Raw genomic sequence first — 19337 nt, 5'->3', positions numbered from 1 at the left:
GGCTGGAGTTGAGCGGAATAGGCTCAACTCTGGTTTCGTCCTTCCTAGTGGACACGCCGATCCAGGGGAGCCCATGAACACGGAACGTCTCACCACCAAGAGCCGCGAGACCATCACCGGTGCCGTAGCGCTGGCGAACCAGCGCGGCCACGCCACCGTGGAGCCCTGGCACCTGCTGCTGGCCCTGCTGGACACCGACGGCTCGACCGCCGCCGGCCTGCTGCGCGCCGTCGGGGCCGACCCGGCCGAGCTGCGCCGGGTCACCCAGCGCGCGATCGACGCGCTGCCCGCCGCCCGGGGCTCCAGCATCGCCGAGCCCACGCTGGCCCGCGAGTTCGTCAACGCCATCGGCGCCGCCGAGCAGATCGCCCGACCGCTGGGCGACGAGTACACCTCGACCGAGCACCTGCTCGCCGGCCTGGCCCGGGTCGGTGGCGCGGTCTCCGGCGCGCTGAAGGCCGTCGGGGCCACCGAGGAGAACCTGGTGGCCGCCTTCCCGACCGTCCGGGGCGGTGACCGTCGGGTCACCACCGCCGACCCCGAGCAGACCTACCAGGCCCTGGCCAAGTACGGCGTCGACCTGACCGCCAGCGCCCGGGACGGCAAGATCGACCCGGTGATCGGCCGGGACTCGGAGATCCGCCGGGTGATCCAGGTGCTCTCGCGCCGGACCAAGAACAACCCGGTGCTGATCGGTGAGCCGGGCGTCGGCAAGACGGCGATCGTCGAGGGCCTGGCCCAGCGGATCGTCGCCGGCGACGTGCCCGAGTCGCTGCGGGACAAGAAGCTGGTCTCGCTCGACCTCGGCGCGATGGTCGCCGGCGCGCAGTACCGGGGCCAGTTCGAGGAGCGGCTGAAGTCCGTACTGGAGGAGATCAAGAACTCGAACGGCCAGGTCATCACCTTCCTCGACGAACTGCACACCGTCGTCGGCGCCGGCAAGGGCGAGGGCTCGATGGACGCCGGCAACATGCTCAAGCCGATGCTGGCCCGCGGCGAACTGCGGATGGTCGGCGCGACCACCCTCGACGAGTACCGCGAGCACATCGAGAAGGACCCGGCGCTGGAGCGCCGCTTCCAGCCGGTGCTGGTCGGCGAGCCGACCATCGAGGACACCATCGGCATCCTGCGCGGCCTCAAGGAGCGCTACGAGGTGCACCACGGCGTACGGATCACCGACGCCGCGCTGGTCGCCGCCGCCGCCCTCTCCGACCGCTACATCACCGACCGGTTCCTGCCCGACAAGGCGATCGACCTGGTCGACGAGTCGGCCTCCCGGCTCCGCATGGAGATCGACTCCCGCCCGGTCGAGGTGGACGAGATCGAGCGGGCCGTCCGCCGGCTGGAGATCGAGGAGATGGCGCTGGCCAAGGAGCCGGACGCCGCCTCCGCCGAGCGGCTGGAGCGGCTGCGCAAGGAGCTGGCCGACAAGCGGGAGCAGCTCACCGCGCTCTCGGAGCGCTGGCAGACCGAGAAGAGCCACATCACCAAGCTCTCCACCGCCAAGGAGGAGCTGGAGCGGCTCGGCGGCGAGGCCGAGCGGGCCGAGCGCGACGGCGAGCTGGAACGCGCCGCCGAGCTGCGCTACGGCCGCATCCCGGCCCTCAAGGCCGAGCTCGCCACGGCCGAGGAGGAGCTGGCCCGGCTCCAGGCCGACGGTGCGATGCTCAAGGAGGAGGTCGGCGCGGACGACATCGCCGCCGTGGTCGCCTCGTGGACCGGCATCCCCGCCGGACGGCTGCTAGAGGGTGAGACCGCCAAGCTGCTCCGGATGGAGGAGTCGCTGGGCTCGCGGGTGGTCGGCCAGGCCGAGGCGGTCGGCGCGGTCTCCGACGCGGTCCGCCGCGCCCGGGCCGGCGTCGCCGACCCGGACCGCCCCACCGGCAGCTTCCTCTTCCTCGGCCCGACCGGTGTCGGCAAGACCGAGCTGGCCAAGGCGCTCGCCGAGTTCCTCTTCGACGACGAGCGGGCCATGGTCCGCATCGACATGAGCGAGTACGGCGAGAAGCACTCCGTCGCCCGCCTGGTCGGCGCTCCGCCCGGGTACGTCGGCTACGAGGAGGGCGGCCAGCTCACCGAGGCGGTGCGCCGCCGGCCGTACTCGGTGATCCTGCTGGACGAGGTCGAGAAGGCCCACCCGGACGTCTTCGACATCCTGCTCCAGGTGCTCGACGACGGCCGGCTCACCGACGGCCAGGGCCGCACGGTGGACTTCCGCAACGCGATCTTGATCCTCACCTCCAACCTCGGGTCGTCGGTGATCAGCGACCTGACGCTGGCCGAGGAGCAGCGCCGCGAGGGGGTTCTCGCGGTGGTCCGCTCGCACTTCAAGCCGGAGTTCCTCAACCGCCTCGACGACATCGTGGTCTTCGCCGCGCTGCGCGGCGACGACCTGCGCTCCATCGTCGACATCCAGCTCGCCCGGATGCGGCGGCGGCTCGCCGACCGCCGGCTCGGCCTGGAGATCACCGAGGCGGCCCGGGGGTGGCTCGCCGAGCACGGCTACGACCCGATCTACGGCGCGCGCCCGCTGCGCCGCCTGGTCCAGACCGCCATCGGCGACCAGTTGGCCCGGGCCCTGCTGGCGGGGGCGATCCGCGACGGCGACACCGTCAAGGTCGATCTCGCCGACACGAAGGACGCCCTCTCGGTCACCTCGGCCTGACCCAGCCGGTGCGCACCGGACGGGCCCGCCCCACCCGGCGGGCCCGTCCGCGTATCCGAGGGTGATCAACAGGGTGGGGGCCGGCGGGACGGGGAAAGGATGGGGGCATGTTCGGGATCGGGAAGAGCAGGGACAAGGAGCTGGACGCGGCCGTGAAGGAACTCGCCGGGGCGGACACGCTCGCCTTCGGCGGGGTGGGGATCGCGGGCACGCTGCTGCCCGTGACCGAGGCGTACCGGCGGGTCGAGGAGGCGCTCCACGCCCACCCGGACGAGGCGCGCGAGAAGGTCGACTGGCTGCTCCGGCGCGGCTCGCCGGCCGGAAAGGCGTACGCGGCGAGCCTGCTGGAGCGGGTCGACCCGGCGGCGGCCCGGGACGCCTGGGCGTCGCTCCGCGACGACGAGGGCGAGTTCACCACCTTCACCGGCTGCGTGATGGGCAACGCCACCCTGCGCGGGTACGCCGCCGACCGGCTTGCCGGAACGTAGGCCGGAGTCCGACCGAACGGGGCTGCGGCGAACGGCGGGCAGACCGTAGCTTCCCCGCATGACGCACGACGCCGCCGCGCCGGCACGCCCACCCCGTCCCACCGCCGTCACGGTCGCCGGCTGGCTGCAGATCGCCGCCGCCGTCGTGCTGCTCGCCCTCGTCGGCCTGGTGCTCTGGCACGCGGTCGAGTGGAACGGTGAGATCGACCGCGCGGCCCGGCTGGTGCCCGACGCCGACCCGGAGGAGGTCTCCGGCGAACGGGTCGGCAACATCGTGATGTCCTGTGTGGTCGGCGTGTCCGCGCTGCTGCTCGCCGCCTGGCTCGCCCTGACCGCGCGTGGCGTGCGTCGGGGCAGCAACGTCGCCCGGATCCTGGTCTTCGTGGCCGGCGGCCTGCAGGCGCTGGTCTGCTGCGCACAGGGCGGCCTCGCGTTCCTGTTCATCCCCTTCCTCTTCGCCTTCGGCGGCCCGGAGGAGGAGTGGGAGTCCGAGGAGGTCCCGGCCGAGTTCCTGCCGGAGGAGTCCAGGTTCCTGGAGACGCTCTACGGCACCGGGCCCGATCCGGCGGGAGACGTGTTCTTCGCCGTCGGCGGGGTGGGAGCGACGCTGGTCCTCGGCCTGACCGCCGCCGCGGTGGTGCTGCTGGTGCTGCCGCCGGTGCACCGCTGGTTCGTGCCCCGCGCCGCCACCCCCGACGCCCCCCGGCTGCCGCTGCACCAGCCCTACCCGCCGGCCTTCCTGCTGCCGCCCGGCTACATGCTCTGCCCCGACCCGCGCGCCCACGGGCTGCCACCGCAGCCGGCCGCCGCGTCGCCACAGCCGGCCGCCGCGCCGCCGGAGCCGGATCCCGTCGCGCCGCCGACCCCGGCGACTCCCGTCTCGCCGCCGCCCGCGCCGGACGCCGGGCAGTCGTCGCCGAGCTGACCTCGGGACCGGAGCGCGCGGACGCTGAGTCACTGGCCGATCACCCATCAGTGGACTTGTTTCCCCAGGTGCGCGTGGTTGTTACCGTCTCGGCCGACACGTGGGGAGGCGGTCGCGGTGGACGGGTCGGTGGCGTACCTGGTGGCGGCGGTGGGGTGCCTGGTCGGGGTCGCCGGGGTGGTGATCGCCCTGGTCGCCCTCGCCCGGCAGCGACGGAAGCCGAGGCCGGCGGCACCGGGCGACCCGTTCCGGGACACCGACGCGGACGCGCTCCGGGGTGACCCGCGCACGCTCAAGCCCGGCGACCTCGTCGAGATCCGGCAGGTGTCGTACGCGATCCGCGGCTCGGTGCACCTGGTCGAGGGCGCCTGGAGCTGGGCAGAGCACCTGCTCGACGACGCCGGTGGGGCCAAGCGCTGGCTCTCCGTCGAGGAGGACCCGGACGTGGAGCTGGTCCTCTGGACCGCCGAACCGGGTGCCACCGTCACGCCGGGTGCGCCCACCCTCGACTTCGCCGGCCGCCGCTACTCGTGGGAGGAGTCCGGGCAGGCCCGGTACTCGGCCACCGGCACCACCGGCCTCGACCCGACCGGCACCGTCCGCTACCACGACTACCGGGCGCAGGGCGGGGCCCGGCTCGCCTTCGAGGCGTACGGGGAGGCCGGCTGGGAGGTGGCGGTGGGCGAGCTGCTGCTCCGCTCCGAGGTGATGATCTACCCGCAGGCCGGCCCGGAACAGGTGGCCTGAGCGTGCTGGTCAGCATCGACACCCCGTACGTCGACACCAGCGCCGCCGACCTCGGCCTGGCCCTGGGTGACCCGGAGCTGCCGGCCCTGGCCGTGCGCGAGGTCGACCTGCCCGGCGGCATCCGGGTGCGGCTGCGCCTGCTCGGCGCCTCGCACCAGGTCGTCCTGCCCACCCCGACCGGCGCGCTCACCGAGACGGTGGCCTGCCTGCCGGGTCGGCCACCGCACCTGCCCGGCACGCTGCACGACGAACCGAACGGCTACCGGTTCACCGCCACGGTGCTCCGGCCGCCCGCCGGTGAGCTGCGCGCCCGCGTCACCGCGCTCCGCGCCGAGCTGACCGACGACCCGTACGCGCTGGTCGGGGTTTTCCCCGGCGACCCGGACGCGGTCACCGCGCTGGCCGTCCGCCCCGACCCGCCGGACGGGTCGGTCGGCTGGCGCACCTGGCACGCGTACCCCCAGACCAACGAGCTGGTCCTGACCGAGACGGTGGTGGCACTGCGATGACGTACCGGCGCTGGTTCGTGGTGGGAGTAGCCTTCGCGGTCATCGGCGCACTGGTCGCCGCCTTCGCGATCTTCTACGGCAACTTCTCGCCCCGCGGTTACGTCGAGGACCGCTACACCCGGGCGACCAGCCGGGACATCGGCGGCGAGGCGATCGCGTACACCTCGGACAAGACCCCGAGCCAGGTGGCGCAGGACGTGACCGAGGCCTGGCAGCCGGCCGACCAGTACGTCGACGGCAGCGGCGTCTACCTGCGTTACGACGACGACTCGGTGGTGATCCTGCCGATCGCCACCGGCTCGGTGATCCTCCTCGAACGCCTCCGCACCGCCTACCCCCGCTACCACTCCACCGTGGGCAGCCACTGGGGCTGGGGCCGGGGCAGCACCGTCCGGGGTGGCGGCCCCGGCAGCGGCAAGTAGCCCGACCCGAACGACGACACCCCTGGAGTCCCTGTGCAGACCCTGGTCACCGATCTGCTGGTCACGCTCGCCTACGGCGTGGTCGGCGTCGTCCTGATGGCCGTCGGTTACGTCCTGGTCGACGTGGCCACCCCCGGCAAGCTCCACGCGCTGATCTGGACCGAGCGCAACCGCAACGCCGCGCTGCTGCTCGCCTCGAACCTCGCCGGCGTCGGCACCATCGTGGTGGCTGCGATTGCCGCCAGCGCCGACGACTTCGTCCTGGGCCTGGTCGGCGCCGCCGCGTACGGGCTCCTCGGCCTGGTCATCATGGCCGGGGCGTTCCTGCTGCTCGACGCGGCGACCCCGGGCCGGCTCGGCGAGATCCTGGTCGACCCGGAGCCGCACCCCGCGGTCTGGGTCTCCGCAGTCGTCCACCTCGCCACCGGCGCGATCATCGCCGCCGCGATCAGCTGATGGCCGCCGCGAAGCGGCCGGGCGCCGCCGGGCGCTCGGCGACCACCGGCGCGAAGAGCCCAGCGAAGAGCGCGGAGATTCCGGTGTGGAAGCAGGCCCTGATCTGGGTGGGCCTGCTGGGCACTGTCGCCGCCTGCACCATCGGGTCGATCGTCAACGGCGACGACGGGTCCGACATCGTGCCCCCGCCGACGGCACAGGAACGCGGCGACACCGTGCCGATCCTCCAGCGCTCCACGGCCAGCCAGGGGGTCTGCTACGGCTGGGCGCTGAACGACTACTTCGACCACGGCGACCCCCTCAGCGTGGGCTCCAACCTCGGCGACGGGGTGTCGGTCGAGGACAACCCGGGCTGCCCGCGCTGGCTGCAGGTGACGGCCAGGATCTACTACCCGGCGGAGAGCAGCGACAGCAACGACAGCGCCTACGTCGACGTGACGGGCTCCGCCGACGTCTCCTCCGCCCAGCTGCTGCGGATCGAGAACGGCCTGGCGCGGCTCGGGCTCACCGACGCGGCCTTCATCGACGACCCGGGCTGGGCGACGACCCGGGCCGCGGTGATGCTGCCGCTGCTCGCGGTCGAAGCGGGACTGGTGGAGCCGGCCGCCACCCCCGCCGCCGGGGCCGACCCGTCGCCGCTGCCCGCCGGGGGCAGTGACCTGTGGCGGGACCGCTGGGGCTACCTGCTCGCCGCCGGCGGACTGCTCCTGGTCACCGTGCTGCTGGTGACCGTCGGGCTGGTGCAGCGCCGCCGGCAGCGCCGGGAAGTCGGGTCCGCGCAGCGCGCCGGGGCGGACGCGGCGGCACGGCGTACCCCGGACAGGGCGTGACCACCGACGCGCCGGCCGCCCCAGCGCGCTGGCGGGCGGCCCGGGCGGGAGTCCTGCTCGCGGTCTTCGTCTGCGCGGCCTGCGGCCTGGTCTACGAGCTGGCCCTGGTCGCGCTCGGCAGCTACCTGATCGGTGACGCGGTCGGGCAGGCGTCGATCGTGCTCGGCGTGATGGTCTTCGCGATGGGCGTCGGCGCGCTCGTCGCGAAGCCGTTGCAGTCCCGGGCCGCCGCCGCGTTCGCGGTGATCGAGCTGACCCTGGCGCTGCTCGGCGGCCTCTCCGTGCTCGGCCTCTACGCCGCCTTCGCCTGGCTGGACCTCTACGGTCCGGCGCTGGTCGGCACCGCGTTCGTGCTCGGCCTGCTGATCGGCGCGGAGATCCCGCTGCTGATGGTGATGCTGCAACGCATCCGCGAGCAGTCCGCCGGCAGCGCGGTGGCCGACCTGTTCGCCGCCGACTACGTCGGGGCGCTGCTCGGCGGGCTGGCCTTCCCGTTCCTGCTGATGCCGCTCTTCGGCCAGCTCAAGGGCGCACTGGTGGTCGGCGCGGTGAACGCGGTGGCCGGGGTCGCGCTGGTCTGCACGGTCTTCCGCGCGGAGCTGAGCCGCCGGGCCCGGGTCGCGCTCGCCGCCGGCTCCGTCGTGGTCGCCCTCTGCCTGTCCTACGCCTGGATCACCGCCGCCGACTTCGAGCTGACCGCCCGGCAGCAGCTCTACCGGGACCCGGTGGTGCACGCCGAGCGCAGCCGCTACCAGGAGATCGTGCTCACCCGGTCGGTGCGGGGGGTCGGGCACGCCGCCGCCGACCTGCGCCTCTACCTCAACGGCGACCTGCAGTTCAGCTCGGTCGACGAGTACCGCTACCACGAGGCCCTGGTGCATCCGGCCATGCGCGGCCCGCGCGGCGAGGTGCTGGTGCTCGGCGCCGGCGACGGGCTCGCCGTCCGGGAGATCCTGCGCTACCCCGACGTCCGCCGGGTGACCGTGGTCGACCTCGACCCGGCGGTGGTGGCGCTGGCCCGCGCCGAGCCGCAGCTGCGCCGGCTCAACGGCGACGCGTTCACCGACCCCCGGGTGCGGGTGGTCAACACCGACGCCTTCGGCTGGCTGCGTACCGCCACGGACCGGTTCGACGTGGTGGTGGCCGACCTGCCCGACCCGGACGAGACCGCCACCGCGAAGCTCTACACCGTCGAGTTCTACGCGCTGATCCGCTCGGCGCTCGCCGAGGGCGGCCGGCTGGTGGTGCAGTCCGGGTCGCCGTACTTCGCGCCCCGGTCGTACTGGTCGATCGAGGCGTCGGTACGCGCGGCCGGCTTCGCCACCGTGCCGTACCACGTGGACGTGCCCTCCTTCGGCGACTGGGGCTTCCTGCTCGCCGCGCCGGGGGCCACCCCGCCGGCGCTGGAGCTGCCGGCGGACGCGCCGCCGCTGCGCTTCCTCGACCCGTCGGTGCTGCGGGCCGCGGCCGCCTTCCCGGCCGACCGGGCCCGCCTCGACGTTCCGGCCTCCACACTGCTGCAGCCGAAGGTGCTGGAGTACGCCCGCGCGGAGTGGCGCGGCTACTGACCCCGCCGTCCGGCCGCCGCTGCGTGGTGCGCGCACAGTTGGGCCGATATGGATACGGTGTGGGCGCGATCTAGGGGAAGGAGAAATCATGGTCGATTCCCAGCACACACCGGCCCGCGTCCGACCGGCCGTCGTGACGATTTCCAGCTATCTGCTGATTCTGTTCGCGCTCATCCAGGTGATCAACCTGATCATCGCGCTCGCCACCATCGGCACCACCCGCAAGGTGCTGGACGAGGCCTACCGCGGTACCTCCGCCAACGGGGTGCAGGGCGTGGCGGACTTCGCCATCGCGTTCACCGTGGGTGGCGCCATCGTCGGGCTGCTGCTGGCGATCGTGCTCGCCGTGCTCGGCGTGTTCAACAACAGGGGTGTGAACGGCACCCGGATCACCACCTGGATCCTCGGCGGCCTGATGTTCTGCTGCTGCGGCATCGGCACGCTCAGCAACGCCGCCGGAGGATTCGCCGCGGGTGGCGGCGGGACGACCGACGGGGACATGCCCAGCGGCGAGGAGGTGCAGCGCCGGCTGGAGGAGGCCCTGCCGTCCTGGTACGGCCCGGTGACCCTGCTGCTCGCGGTGGTGTCCCTGCTCGCCCTGCTGGCCGCGCTGATCCTGCTGGCCCTGCCCAAGGCGAACGAGTTCTTCCGCAAGCCGCAGCAGGCGTGGGAGCCGCCGGTTCCCGGGGCCGCCTACCCCGGTCAGCCGAGCTACCCGGCTCCCGGCTACCCGCAGGCGGGGTACCCGCCCGCGCAGCCGGGTCAGCCGTCGGCCCCCGGCCAGCCCGGCTACCCGCCGGCCCCCGGCTACCCGGCCGCGCCGGACCAGCCCCCGGCCGCCTCGCCGTGGCAGCCGCCGTCGGCACCGTCCCCGGACGCGCCCGCCGCACCGCCGGCCGGCCCGTCGGAGCCCGGTGGGCAGGGGCAGGACCGGCCGGGTGAGGGCGGCCCGCCGTCCGACCCGACCCGCCCGACCGGCAGCTGACGGGCGAGTACGAGCGACGCCGACGATTCCCTCCGAGTAGGTTGCAAGCCGACGCCTACCGGAGGGAATCGTCGTGTCGTACCCGGATCAGGCGCCGGCGCGCCGGCCCGCCGCCGTCACGCTGGCCGCGGCGCTGCTCGGACTGATGGCCCTCGCCGCCGGGGCGTACGCCGTCGCGGCGCTGCTCGCGCTGGGCGGCGGCACGGTGGACCGGCTCCGGTCGGCCGCCGCCGCCACCGGCGCGGGCCGCGACGACGTCGACGGCGTGGTCACGCTGCTCCGGGTCACCACCATCCTCTCGGCGGTGCTCACCGTCCTGGTCGGCCTGCTGCTGATCGGTCTCGCCGCCGGGCTGCTCGCCGGCCGCCGGGGTGCCCGGGTGGCGACCTGGGTGGTCGCCGGGCTGGGACTGCTCTGCGGCTGCGGCGCCCTGGCCGCCCTGGTGGGTCAGCGGGCCGGCCCGCTGCGGACCGACGAGCAGACCACCGCCGAGGTGCTGGGCCTGCTCGGCGACGCCTACCCGTCGTGGTGGATCCCGCTGAACGCGGCCCTTTCGGTGGGCCAGTCGCTCGGCTACCTTGTGGTGGCCGTGCTGCTGGCGCTGCCCGCGGCGAACGGCTGGTTCGGCCGGTCCCGGCCGACGCCGGCCCCGACGCCGCCGCCGTACGGCCCCTATCCGCCCCCGCAGGCTCCGCCGCCGTCCCGCTGAGGAGCGCCCGTGACCTCCGTTCCCCCGGCCACCCCGCGACGGGCGCTGGTCACCGGCGCCACGGCCGGCATCGGTGAGTCGTTCGCCCGCCGGCTCGCCGCCGACGGCTGCGAGCTGGTGCTGGTGGCCCGGGACGCCGCCCGGCTCGACGAGGTGGCCGCCGAGCTGACCGCCCGGCACGGTCACCGGGTGGAGACGCTCCCGGCCGATCTGTCCACCGACGACGGATGCGCGGCCGTGGAACGGCGGCTGACCGACGCCGACGCCCCGGTCGAGCTGCTGGTCAACAACGCCGGGCTCAGCCTCAACCAGCCCTTCCTGCGGTCCACCGTCGCCGACGAGGCGCGGTTGCTGCGGCTCAACGTGCACGCGGTCATGCGGCTCACCCTCGCCGCCCTGGGTCCGATGACGGATCGACGGAACGGGGCAGTGATAAATGTCTCTTCCGTTGCGGGTTTCGGCCCGGTGATGCCCGGTTCGACGTACCCGGCGAGCAAGGCGTGGGTGACGAGTTTCAGCGAGTCCGTCGACCTGTCCGTGCGGCCGCTCGGCGTACGGGTGATGGCGCTCTGCCCCGGCTACACCGCCACCGGCTACCACGAACGCAACGGCATCGACATGTCCGGCACGCCGGGCTGGATGTGGCTGCGGGCCGACGACGTCGTCGACGTGGCCCTGCGTGACCTGCGTAAAGGCCGGCAGATCAGCGTCCCGGACTGGAAGTACAAATTGGCCGTGGCCGGCCTGCGGCACGCGCCGCGACGGCTGCTGCGGATGGCGTACCGGGACCGCCGGGGCCGGGTCGAGTCGACCGACGCTTGAGCCCGCGAAGCCCGGCCCGTCCCGGTGACGGCGGAGGCCGGCAGGGTACGGCTTTTCCGGGCAGTCGCACAGCGTAGCCGTCCATCGCCACCCGTCGGTCGCCCGCGAGGCTGACCCAGGTGGACCCCACATCCGGCGTACAGACTCGCGCAGTACCCTCTATCGCCATGGGGCACCGCGACGACCTGCGTAAATTCATTTCCGACCTGGCTGTGGTCCACGGCCGGGTGGTGCTCTCCTCGGGCCGCGAGGCGGACTGGTACGTCGATCTGCGCCGCGTCACGCTCCATCACCAGGCTGCACCGCTGGTCGGTCGGGTGATGCGCGAGCTGACCGCGGACTGGGACTATGAGGCGGTCGGCGGGCTGACCCTCGGCGCGGATCCGATCGCGCTGTCGATGCTGCACGTCGCGGCGGAGACCGATCGCCCGTTGGACGCCTTCGTGGTCCGCAAGACGGGGAAGGCGCACGGTCTGCAACGTCGGATCGAGGGGCCTGAGGTGGCCGGCCGGCGGGTACTGGCAGTGGAGGACACCTCGACGACGGGCGGCAGCGTGTTGACCGCCGTCGAGGCGTTGCGCGAGGCCGGGGCGGAGGTCGTGGGTGTGGCGGTTATTGTTGATCGAGGAGCCGGGGACGCCGTGCGAGCCGCCGGACTGCCGTACAAGGCGGCCTATACGTTGGCTGACCTCGGCCTTGTGGCGTAAAAGTTTGCCGATTCAGATCTGCTGATATGCAGGCGGATCGATGCTGCTGGTGGAAGGATGGAATACGTGGGAACTGCGTTGGCTGAAATGACCATGCCTCAGATCTCGCCGCTTGCCGGCGAGCCGATCGAACGTGCCGATGCCGAGCGGCTGGCGGGGGTCCTCAAGGCCCTTGCCGACCCCGCCCGGCTGCGGCTGCTCAGCCTGATCCAGTCGGCCCCCGAGGGCGAGGCGTGCGTCTGTGACCTGACCGCGCCCCTCGGCCTCTCGCAGCCGACGGTCAGCCACCACCTGCGTATCCTCACCGAGGCCGGCTTGCTGGAGCGGGAGAAGCGCGGTGTGTGGGCCTACTACCGGCTGGTGCCGTCCGCGATCGCCACGATCGCGGATCTGCTGACCCCGCCGCGCAAGCGGGCCACCAAGAAGGCCCGCTGACCCGGTGTCCGCGCGTCGTCCCCGACCGGGGCGACGTCCGGTGACGTACCAGGGGTGGCGTCATCGGGTGGTGGCGCCTGCCCGTCACCAGCCAGCTCGCTGATCCGTCCACTGGTTCATCCGGTGGCACGAACGGCCGGTCCCTTCCGGGGCCGGCCGTTCGTCGTGTCCGAGGGTCAGCGGCCCTGGCCGTGGTCCGGGTGGCGCCGGTCGCCCTGCGGCTGCTGCGGCTGCTGGTACGGCTGCTGCCGCTGGTCGTGGGGCACGTGGTCGTGGTGCAGGTGGTGCTCGATGGTGTCGCGAACCGCGTCCACCGCGCCGACCGCGCTCGCGGCGGCGACCACGGCGACGGCCTCGCCCCGCTTGCGGGCCTTCCGGTCCCGCAGGAACTCGAAGAAGATCGGCAGCACCGAGAGCAGGATGATCAGCGCGACCACCGGCAGGATGTACCGGTCGATCTTCTCGCCGATCGCGCTGTAGATCTGCTCGGCGAGCAGGTAGCCGATCAGCAGGATGCCGTCGACCCAGAGGATCGCGCCGATCACGTTCCACAGGAAGAACTGCTTGGCCGGCATGCCGAGCACGCCCGCCACCGGGTTGAGGAAGGTCCGCACGATCGGGATGAACCGGGCCAGCACCACGGCCTTCGCCGGGCCGAACTTCTGGAAGTAGAACTCCGCCTTCTCCACGTACTCCTTCTTGAAGAGGCGGGAGTTGGGGCGGTCGAACATCCGCCGGCCGTACTTGGAGCCGAGCCAGTGCCCGAGCTGGGCGCCGACGATCGCGCAGATCGGTCCGCCGATCAGCAGCCCGATCAGCGAGAGCCGGGTGCCGTCGCCGAAGATCGCGTCCGCCACCGGGGACGCCGCGACGCCCGCCAGGAACAGCAGCGAGTCGCCGGGGAAGAAGAAGCCGACCAGCAGGCCGGTCTCGGCGAAGAGGATGACCCAGACGCCGATCAGCCCGAAGGTCTGCACCAGCTCCTTGGGGTCGAGCGGATTCAACGCGACCGTCTCGACGACGACCCGGCTCTTCTCACCTGTGTCCACGGCCACACAGGCTACCGAACCCCGCCGCGCCGACACCCCCCGGCCTCTCCGCGCACTTCTCGGAAAGCGTGGCCATGGAGCGCGAAACAGCCACGCTTTCCGAGAAGGTGCGGCTCCGGCCGGGGTGTCAGAGTCGGGGGTCCACCGGTTCGGACTCGCAGGCGAGGATGGCGAAGACGAGTTCGTGGCGGCGCCAGAGGGGGGCGTGCTCCGCGAACGCGTCGAGGGCGGCCAGGCCGAGGGCGTGTTCGCGCAGCGCCAGGCCCCGCTTGCGGCCCAGCGAACGGCGGCGCAGCGCGGCGAGCTGATCCGGGGCGGTGTAACCCGGGCCGTAGATGATCCGCAGGTACTCCCGGCCCCGGCACTTGATCCCCGGCTGGAGCAGCGCGCCCCGCGCCGACCGGGCGGCCAGGCCCGCGTACGGCTTGACCACCATGCCCTCCCCGCCGGCCGAGGTGAGCGCCAGCCACCAGTCGGTGGCCGCCGACACCGCAGCGGCGTCCGCCAGGTCGACCACCTGCCGTCGGGTCCGGGTGAAGAACTCCGGGTCGGCCGCGCAGAGCCGGTCGGCCAGGTCGAGGTGCCAGCCGTGGTCCCGGTCGGCGAAACTCACGCCCGCCCCCGCCAGCACCGCGAACGGCGCCAGGGTCACCCCGCGCAGCCCGTCGGTCGGCGCCACGTACGCCCGGTAGGCGGCCGAGTAGCCGGCGACCTCCGCGCGGCGGCCGGCCATCCGCTCTCGCAGCTCGTCCACCGGCAGCCCCCGGGAGGCGGCGGCGTCCAGCGTGGCGAGCGCCGCCGGCAGCGCCGCCCGCCCGGCCGCGCCGACGCTGGCGTACTGCTCGCGGATCAGTCCGCCCGCCTTCGCCGACCAGGGCAGCAGCTCACAGTCGAGCAGCAGCGCGTCGGTGCCCAGCTCGGCCCAGAGGCCGGCGGAAGTCACCGCCGCACGCACCCGGGCCAGCAGCTCCTCGTCGAGCGGCGCACCGAAGAACGGCCGGCCGGTGCGGGTGTGCACCACCCCGCCGCCGAACGGCCCACCGGTGGGCTCCCGCTCCACCAGCACCACCGCCCGCGAGCCCATGTGCTTCTCCTCGCAGACCACCCGGTCCACGCCCGCCGCCCGGTAGTCCTCGAACGCCTGCGCCGGGTGCTCCAGGAAGCCCTCCACCGTGGAGGTCGAGCAGGGCGCCATGGTCGGCGGCAGCCAGACCAGCCGCCCCGGGTCGACCGCGAACCGGCTCATCACCTCCAGCGCGGCGGCGGCGTTCTCCGCCGGCACGGTCAGCGTCCCGTACCCGTGCTGGAGGTGCCGGCGACCGGTGACGTCCGCCAGGTCCAGCACCGTGTCCGGTCGGGCCGGGGCGCTGACCAGCGGGCGCACCGGGGCGTACCACTCCTTGACCGCCGGGACGGCCACCAGCTCCTTCTCCGGGTAGCGCAGCGCGGTGAGCCGGCCGCCGAAGACGCAGCCGGTGTCGATGCAGATGGTGTTGTTGACCCACTCCGGCTCCGGGGTGGGCGTGTGGCCGTAGACGACCATGGCCGAGCCCCGGTAGTCGCGCGCCCACGGGTAGCGGACCGGCAGGCCGTACTCGTCGGTCTCCCCGGTGGTCTCCCCGAAGAGCGCGAAGGCGCGGACCCGGCCGGACGCGCGGCCCTGGTAGGCCTCCTTCAGCCCGGCGTGCGCGACCACCAGCCGGCCGCCGTCCAGCACGAAGTGGCTGACCAGGCCGTCGACGAAGCCGGCCACCTCCGCCACGAAGTCCGGCGACTCCGACTCCAGCTGCGCCATCGTCTCGGCCAGGCCGTGGGTGAGCCGAACGTCCCGGCCGCGCAGCTTGCGCAGCAGCTTCTGCTCGTGGTTGCCCGGCACGCAGATCGCGTGCCCGGCCGCCACCATGCCCATCACCAGGCGCAGCACGCCGGGGGAGTCCGGGCCGCGGTCCACCAGGTCACCCACGAAGACCGCGGTACGACCAGCCGGGTGCACCGCGTCCACCGGGCGGCCCGCGTCGTCGCGGTGCAGCACCCAGCCGAGCCGGAGCAGCAGTGCCTCCAGCTCCTCCCGGCAGCCGTGCACGTCACCGACGATGTCGAACGGCCCGGTCAGCTCCCGCCGGTCGTTGAAGAGCTTCTCGTAGCGGATCTGCGCGCTCTCGATCTCGTCGACGCCGCGCAGCACGTGCACCTTGCGGAAGCCCTCCCGCGCCAGCAGCCCGTACGTCCGCCGCAGGTCGCGCTGCATCCGGGTGAGCACCTGCCGGCCGAAGGTCCGGTCGGCCCGGCCCTGCGTACGCTCCCAGGCCAGCGCCTCCGGCACATCGAGCACGATCGCCACCGGCAGCACGTCGTGCTCGCGGGCCACCCGGACCAGCCCGGCGCGGGCGTGCGGCTGGAGGTTGGTCGCGTCGACCACGGTCAGCCGCCCCCGACGCAGCCGGGTGGCGGCGATGTGGTGCAGCGCCTCGAACGCGTCGGCGGAGGCGGACTGGTCGTTCTCGTCGTCGGCGACCATCGCCCGGAACATGTCCGAGGAGAGCACCTGGCTGGGCAGGAAGTGCCGGCGGGCGAAGGTGGACTTGCCCGACCCGGAGACGCCGACCAGCGCCACCAGGGCCAGCTCGGGGATGTCGAGGGTGGTCACCGGCGCGCCTCCTTCCGGTCCGTCGTGGTGTTTCCGGTCGTGGTGCTTTCGATCGTGGTCAGGACGGCCAGCTGGGTGGGCGCGCCCACCTCGGGATCGTCCTCGCCGACGCCGCCGATGGTCGCGGTGTAGCCGTACGTCGCCGCCACCCGTTCGACCCAGGCCGTGAACTCGGCGCGGGTCCACTCGAAGCGGTGGTCGGCGTGCCGGAACCGCCCCGCCGGCAGTCCCTCGTAGCGGACGTTGTACTCGGCGTTGGGCGTGGTCACCACGACGGTGCCCGGCCGGGCGTGGCCCAGCACCGCGTCCTCCAGCGCGGGCAGCCGGGGCGGATCGAGATGCTCGATCACCTCCATCAGCACCGCCGCGTCGTAGCCCCGCAGCCGGTCGTCGCGGTAGGTGAGGGCGGACTGCCAGAGCCGGATCCGGTCGCGCTGCCGCTCCGGCAGCCGGTCCAGGCGCAGCCGGCGGGCGGCCAGCGTCAGCGCGTGGGTGGAGACGTCGGTGCCGACCACCTCGGTGTAGCGCCGGTCGGCGACCAGGGCGTTGAGCAGCGCGCCGCCGCCGCAGCCCAGGTCGAGCACCCGGGTCGCGCCGCTGGCCGCCAGGGCGGCGAGCACCGCCTCGCGCCGTCGTACCGCGAGCGACGCCCGCCCCGGCCCGGCGACCTCACCGCTGCCGGCGACGCCGGTCGGTCCTGCCTCGTGCCGGGCGGCTTCGGGTCCGGCGGTGCCGGCTTCGGGTGCGGGGTCCGCCGGTGCCGGCTCGTCGATGCTGTCGTCGGGCAGCGGCTCGTCGGCGAGGCGCAGCTCGGTCAGCCGGGCCAGGGCCTGCCCGGCCAGCGCCCGGCGGTGGGCCAGGTAGCGACGGGTGATCAGGGCCCGCTCCGGGTGGTCGGCCAGCCAGCCGGCGCCGGCCCGGAGCAGCTTGTCGATCTCGTCCGGCGCCACCCAGTAGTGCTTGGCGTCGTCGAGCACCGGCAGCAGGACGTACAGGTGGTTGAGGGCGTCGGCGACCCGGAGGGTGCCGGTCAGGACGAGGTCGAGGTACCGGCTGTCACCCCAGTCGGGGTGCTGCTCGTCGAGGGGGATCGGGGTGGCGGTGACCGCCCAGCCCAGCGGGGCGAAGAGTCGCTCCGCGACGTCGGCGCCGCCGCGGCAGCGCAGCACCGGCACCCGTACCTCCAGCGGGATCGCGGTGCCGGCGAGGTCCGGACGGTCCCGGGACTCGCCGCGCAGCGCCGACCGGAACACGGTGGACAGTGCCGAGGCGAGCAGGCTGGACGCGGCGTACGCCCGGTCGTTGACGTACTGCCCGAGGGTGAAGCTCTCCGGCGTGGTGGCCTGCCGGCGCCCCCGACCCCGGCCCGTGCCGAGCCGCTGCGGGTCGATGTCGACCAGCAGGGCGGCGGTGCACCGCTGCTCGCCCGCCTCCGGGTAGAAGACGTGCGCGGTGCCCGCCGGCAGCTCGAACGACTGCACCCGGTCAGGGTGCTTGACCAGCAGGTACCCGAGGTCGGTCGCCGGCCGGTGAGTGGTGGTCAGGGTGAGCAGCACGCGCTCATGGTCCCAGGGACATCGATCTTGCGTCGTCCCGTTTTCGCCGTCGATCGGGAACGACAATGCCCCGCCGACCTGCTGGTCGACGGGGCACTGGTGTGCGAGTGGGATCAGGCCACGAAGCGGGTCCGGCGGCGGCGGGCCACCACGTAGCCGCCGACACCGGCGGCGAGCAGCAGGCCGCCGACGCCGGCGACCAGGGCGGTGGACTCACCGGTGATCGGCAGCGTGTCGCCGTCGCCGTCGCCGTCGCCGTCGCCGCCGCCCCCGCCGCCGTCGCCCCCGGCGTCGGTCGGGTTTACGACGATGGTGGCGTGGTCGTTCTTCCTGTTCGGGTCGCCGGCCAGCCTGGCCGCGACCGGGCTGGTGACGCCCGGGATCACCTTGTCGATCCGGAGCGCGAACTCGTACGGATACTCCATGCCCTTGGGGGTCTCGCTGGCCATGCACCCGTACTCGCGGGCACCAGGCTCACCCCAGTTCCCGTTCCACGGGTCCCACTTGTCGTCCGAGATGTAGGGCTTGCAGTCGCCGGACACCTCAACGGCCGTCGTGCCCTGCGGAACGGAAACTCGGAACAACGGACCGTCCTGGTACTCGAGCAGGGCCGGACCGAGGTTGGTGAAGCTGGGGCTCACCCGGACGACGTCACCCACCTTGCCGCTGCCAGTGGCGCCCTTGGCGCTGAGGTCCGCCGGGTTGTCACCGGTCACCCGTACCGAAATATCGGTAAAATTATTCTGCTGGTCGAGGTCGGTCTGCGGTGACAGCGATTTGGCGCCGGTCTGCTCGACGAGGTGCAGCTTCGACCCCTTGCCCGGCTTGCCGTCCTGCGGCCAGTCCCGGCTGACCAGCTCCCAGTCGTCCTTGGTCCACCAGACGCCCGCCCCGCGGAGGATGGCGCCCGTACGGGCATCCTCGTGGAGCTGGAAGGGCAGTTCCTCGGAGAGCCGGTAGGTCCTGCCCGGCAAGAGGTCCTCGTCGAACGTGCAGAGCGCGCCCATCATGTCGGTCGGACGGCAGTTCGAAAAGTCGCCAACGTACTGGGAGAGGTAGTCGCCGTGCAACACCAGGGCGGCGCCTTGGCTGGTGGTCTCCCCTCCGTTGCGGACGACCGCCGGCATGCCGACCCGGCTGCCGGGTGCGCCGCTGACGCTTGCCTCGGGCTTGGTCTGAAGGTCGACGCCCTCGGCGACGGTCACGGTGGAGGAGGCCTTGACCGTCCGGCCGCCGGAGGTGATGGCGTACTTCAGCTCACCCTTCTGACCCGGCGTGGCCTGGTGCTTGCCGGTCACCTGGATGCCGAGCCAGGGGCCGTCATCCTCAGCGAACTCAATTTCGCAGTGCACGGCCTGGCCGCTCGTCTCGCACGCCCAGCCCCAGCCCTCGCCGGGCTGCTCCAGGACGGCGAAGTCGGAGATGCCGGAGAAATCGATGTCCAGGGCGGTGCGGCCAAACTGGTGCGGTTTCTCCGAGTCGGTCGATTCGGCGTAGACGTACGCGAAGCCAGTGTGATCCGAGGCGACGAGCATGTCCTGCGCCACGACCTCGAACGGGGCGTCGGCGGCGGACGCGGGGGTGGCGGAGGCGGCGACGAACGCGCCTGCGACGCCCAACCCGGCGAGCCAGCGCCGGGTGGAGTGCGTGAGCATTGGGGGTTCCTCCCGTGGGGGTGTCCAGGTGGAGCCTGCGGATCTTAAGGACTGCTTAAAACTCCCCGTCACCCCGAACGGCCTCGGGAGAAGGCAAACGAGCCGAACGGCTGAGCATGACCGGCGCAACGGCCGCGCCCTGGCGACACCCCGTCACCGGGG

Annotated in this window: 18 protein-coding genes; 14 read left to right on the top strand and 4 right to left on the bottom strand. The window is 73.2% G+C overall.

Features of this window, described 5'->3' with window-relative positions:
• Positions 1–73: 73 nt before the first annotated feature.
• From clpB to V6U88_RS24210, 14 genes are all read left to right on the top strand, one after another.
• The gene (clpB, locus tag V6U88_RS24275; RefSeq protein WP_334456419.1) at positions 74–2665 is read left to right on the top strand and encodes an ATP-dependent chaperone ClpB; all 2592 of its coding nucleotides are present in this window, start codon (positions 74–76) and stop codon (positions 2663–2665) included.
• A gap of 107 nt (positions 2666–2772) precedes the next feature.
• On the top strand, positions 2773–3153 hold the full coding sequence (locus V6U88_RS24270) for a hypothetical protein (protein ID WP_334456417.1): 381 nt from the start codon (positions 2773–2775) through the stop codon (positions 3151–3153).
• A gap of 58 nt (positions 3154–3211) precedes the next feature.
• Positions 3212–4078 carry a hypothetical protein gene (locus tag V6U88_RS24265; protein WP_334456416.1) on the top strand — a complete coding sequence of 289 codons (867 nt, stop codon included), beginning with the start codon at positions 3212–3214 and terminating at the stop codon, positions 4076–4078.
• A 117-nt stretch (positions 4079–4195) separates the two neighbouring features.
• Positions 4196–4825 carry a DUF4178 domain-containing protein gene (locus tag V6U88_RS24260; RefSeq protein ID WP_334456415.1) on the top strand — a complete coding sequence of 210 codons (630 nt, stop codon included), beginning with the start codon at positions 4196–4198 and terminating at the stop codon, positions 4823–4825.
• A 2-nt stretch (positions 4826–4827) separates the two neighbouring features.
• Positions 4828–5334 carry a DUF2617 family protein gene (locus V6U88_RS24255; protein ID WP_334456413.1) on the top strand — a complete coding sequence of 169 codons (507 nt, stop codon included), beginning with the start codon at positions 4828–4830 and terminating at the stop codon, positions 5332–5334.
• Positions 5331–5756 (top strand): DUF4247 domain-containing protein, encoded by a 426-nt coding sequence (locus tag V6U88_RS24250; RefSeq protein WP_334456411.1) that lies wholly within the window; start codon positions 5331–5333, stop codon positions 5754–5756. The genes V6U88_RS24255 and V6U88_RS24250 overlap by 4 nt, the downstream gene beginning before the upstream one ends.
• A 33-nt stretch (positions 5757–5789) precedes the next feature.
• On the top strand, positions 5790–6212 hold the full coding sequence (locus tag V6U88_RS24245; RefSeq protein ID WP_334456409.1) for a DUF350 domain-containing protein: 423 nt from the start codon (positions 5790–5792) through the stop codon (positions 6210–6212).
• 101 nt (positions 6213–6313) lie between these two features.
• Entirely contained in the window at positions 6314–7042 is a 729-nt protein-coding gene (locus V6U88_RS24240; protein WP_442934686.1) for a hypothetical protein, read from the top strand.
• A complete protein-coding gene (locus V6U88_RS24235; protein WP_334456405.1) occupies positions 7039–8610 on the top strand; it encodes a polyamine aminopropyltransferase in 1572 nt (523 codons plus the stop codon). The genes V6U88_RS24240 and V6U88_RS24235 overlap by 4 nt, the downstream gene beginning before the upstream one ends.
• 88 nt (positions 8611–8698) lie before the next feature.
• Positions 8699–9595: a hypothetical protein gene (locus V6U88_RS24230; RefSeq protein WP_334456403.1), complete on the top strand. Its 897-nt coding sequence runs from the start codon at positions 8699–8701 to the stop codon at positions 9593–9595.
• A 73-nt stretch (positions 9596–9668) separates the two neighbouring features.
• Positions 9669–10304: a hypothetical protein gene (locus V6U88_RS24225; protein WP_334456401.1), complete on the top strand. Its 636-nt coding sequence runs from the start codon at positions 9669–9671 to the stop codon at positions 10302–10304.
• A gap of 9 nt (positions 10305–10313) precedes the next feature.
• Positions 10314–11126 carry an SDR family NAD(P)-dependent oxidoreductase gene (locus V6U88_RS24220; RefSeq protein WP_334456399.1) on the top strand — a complete coding sequence of 271 codons (813 nt, stop codon included), beginning with the start codon at positions 10314–10316 and terminating at the stop codon, positions 11124–11126.
• A gap of 167 nt (positions 11127–11293) precedes the next feature.
• Complete coding sequence (gene pyrE, locus V6U88_RS24215) at positions 11294–11833, top strand: orotate phosphoribosyltransferase (protein WP_334456397.1); 540 nt, start codon at positions 11294–11296, stop codon at positions 11831–11833.
• 57 nt (positions 11834–11890) lie between these two features.
• Positions 11891–12268 (top strand): ArsR/SmtB family transcription factor, encoded by a 378-nt coding sequence (locus tag V6U88_RS24210; RefSeq protein ID WP_007454255.1) that lies wholly within the window; start codon positions 11891–11893, stop codon positions 12266–12268.
• Positions 12269–12444: 176 nt separating this feature from the next.
• On the opposite strand, the gene V6U88_RS24205 is transcribed toward V6U88_RS24210, so the two are convergent.
• From V6U88_RS24205 to V6U88_RS24190, 4 genes are all read right to left on the bottom strand, one after another.
• The gene (locus V6U88_RS24205; protein WP_334456387.1) at positions 12445–13323 is read right to left on the bottom strand and encodes a DedA family protein; all 879 of its coding nucleotides are present in this window, start codon (positions 13321–13323) and stop codon (positions 12445–12447) included.
• Between the two features lie 121 nt (positions 13324–13444).
• Positions 13445–15964: a polynucleotide kinase-phosphatase gene (locus V6U88_RS24200; RefSeq protein WP_334456385.1), complete on the bottom strand. Its 2520-nt coding sequence runs from the start codon at positions 15962–15964 to the stop codon at positions 13445–13447.
• Positions 15961–17520 (bottom strand): 3' terminal RNA ribose 2'-O-methyltransferase Hen1, encoded by a 1560-nt coding sequence (locus tag V6U88_RS24195; protein WP_334456384.1) that lies wholly within the window; start codon positions 17518–17520, stop codon positions 15961–15963. The genes V6U88_RS24200 and V6U88_RS24195 overlap by 4 nt, the downstream gene beginning before the upstream one ends.
• A gap of 113 nt (positions 17521–17633) precedes the next feature.
• Positions 17634–19175, bottom strand: coding sequence for an LPXTG cell wall anchor domain-containing protein (locus tag V6U88_RS24190; protein WP_334456383.1), 1542 nt, complete (start codon positions 19173–19175; stop codon positions 17634–17636).
• Positions 19176–19337 lie beyond the last annotated feature (162 nt).

Origin of the sequence: Micromonospora sp. CPCC 205739, from assembly GCF_036906795.1 — a bacterium.
Classification (GTDB): Bacteria; Actinomycetota; Actinomycetes; order Mycobacteriales; family Micromonosporaceae; genus Micromonospora.
This window is presented reverse-complemented; position numbering and strand designations above follow the sequence as displayed.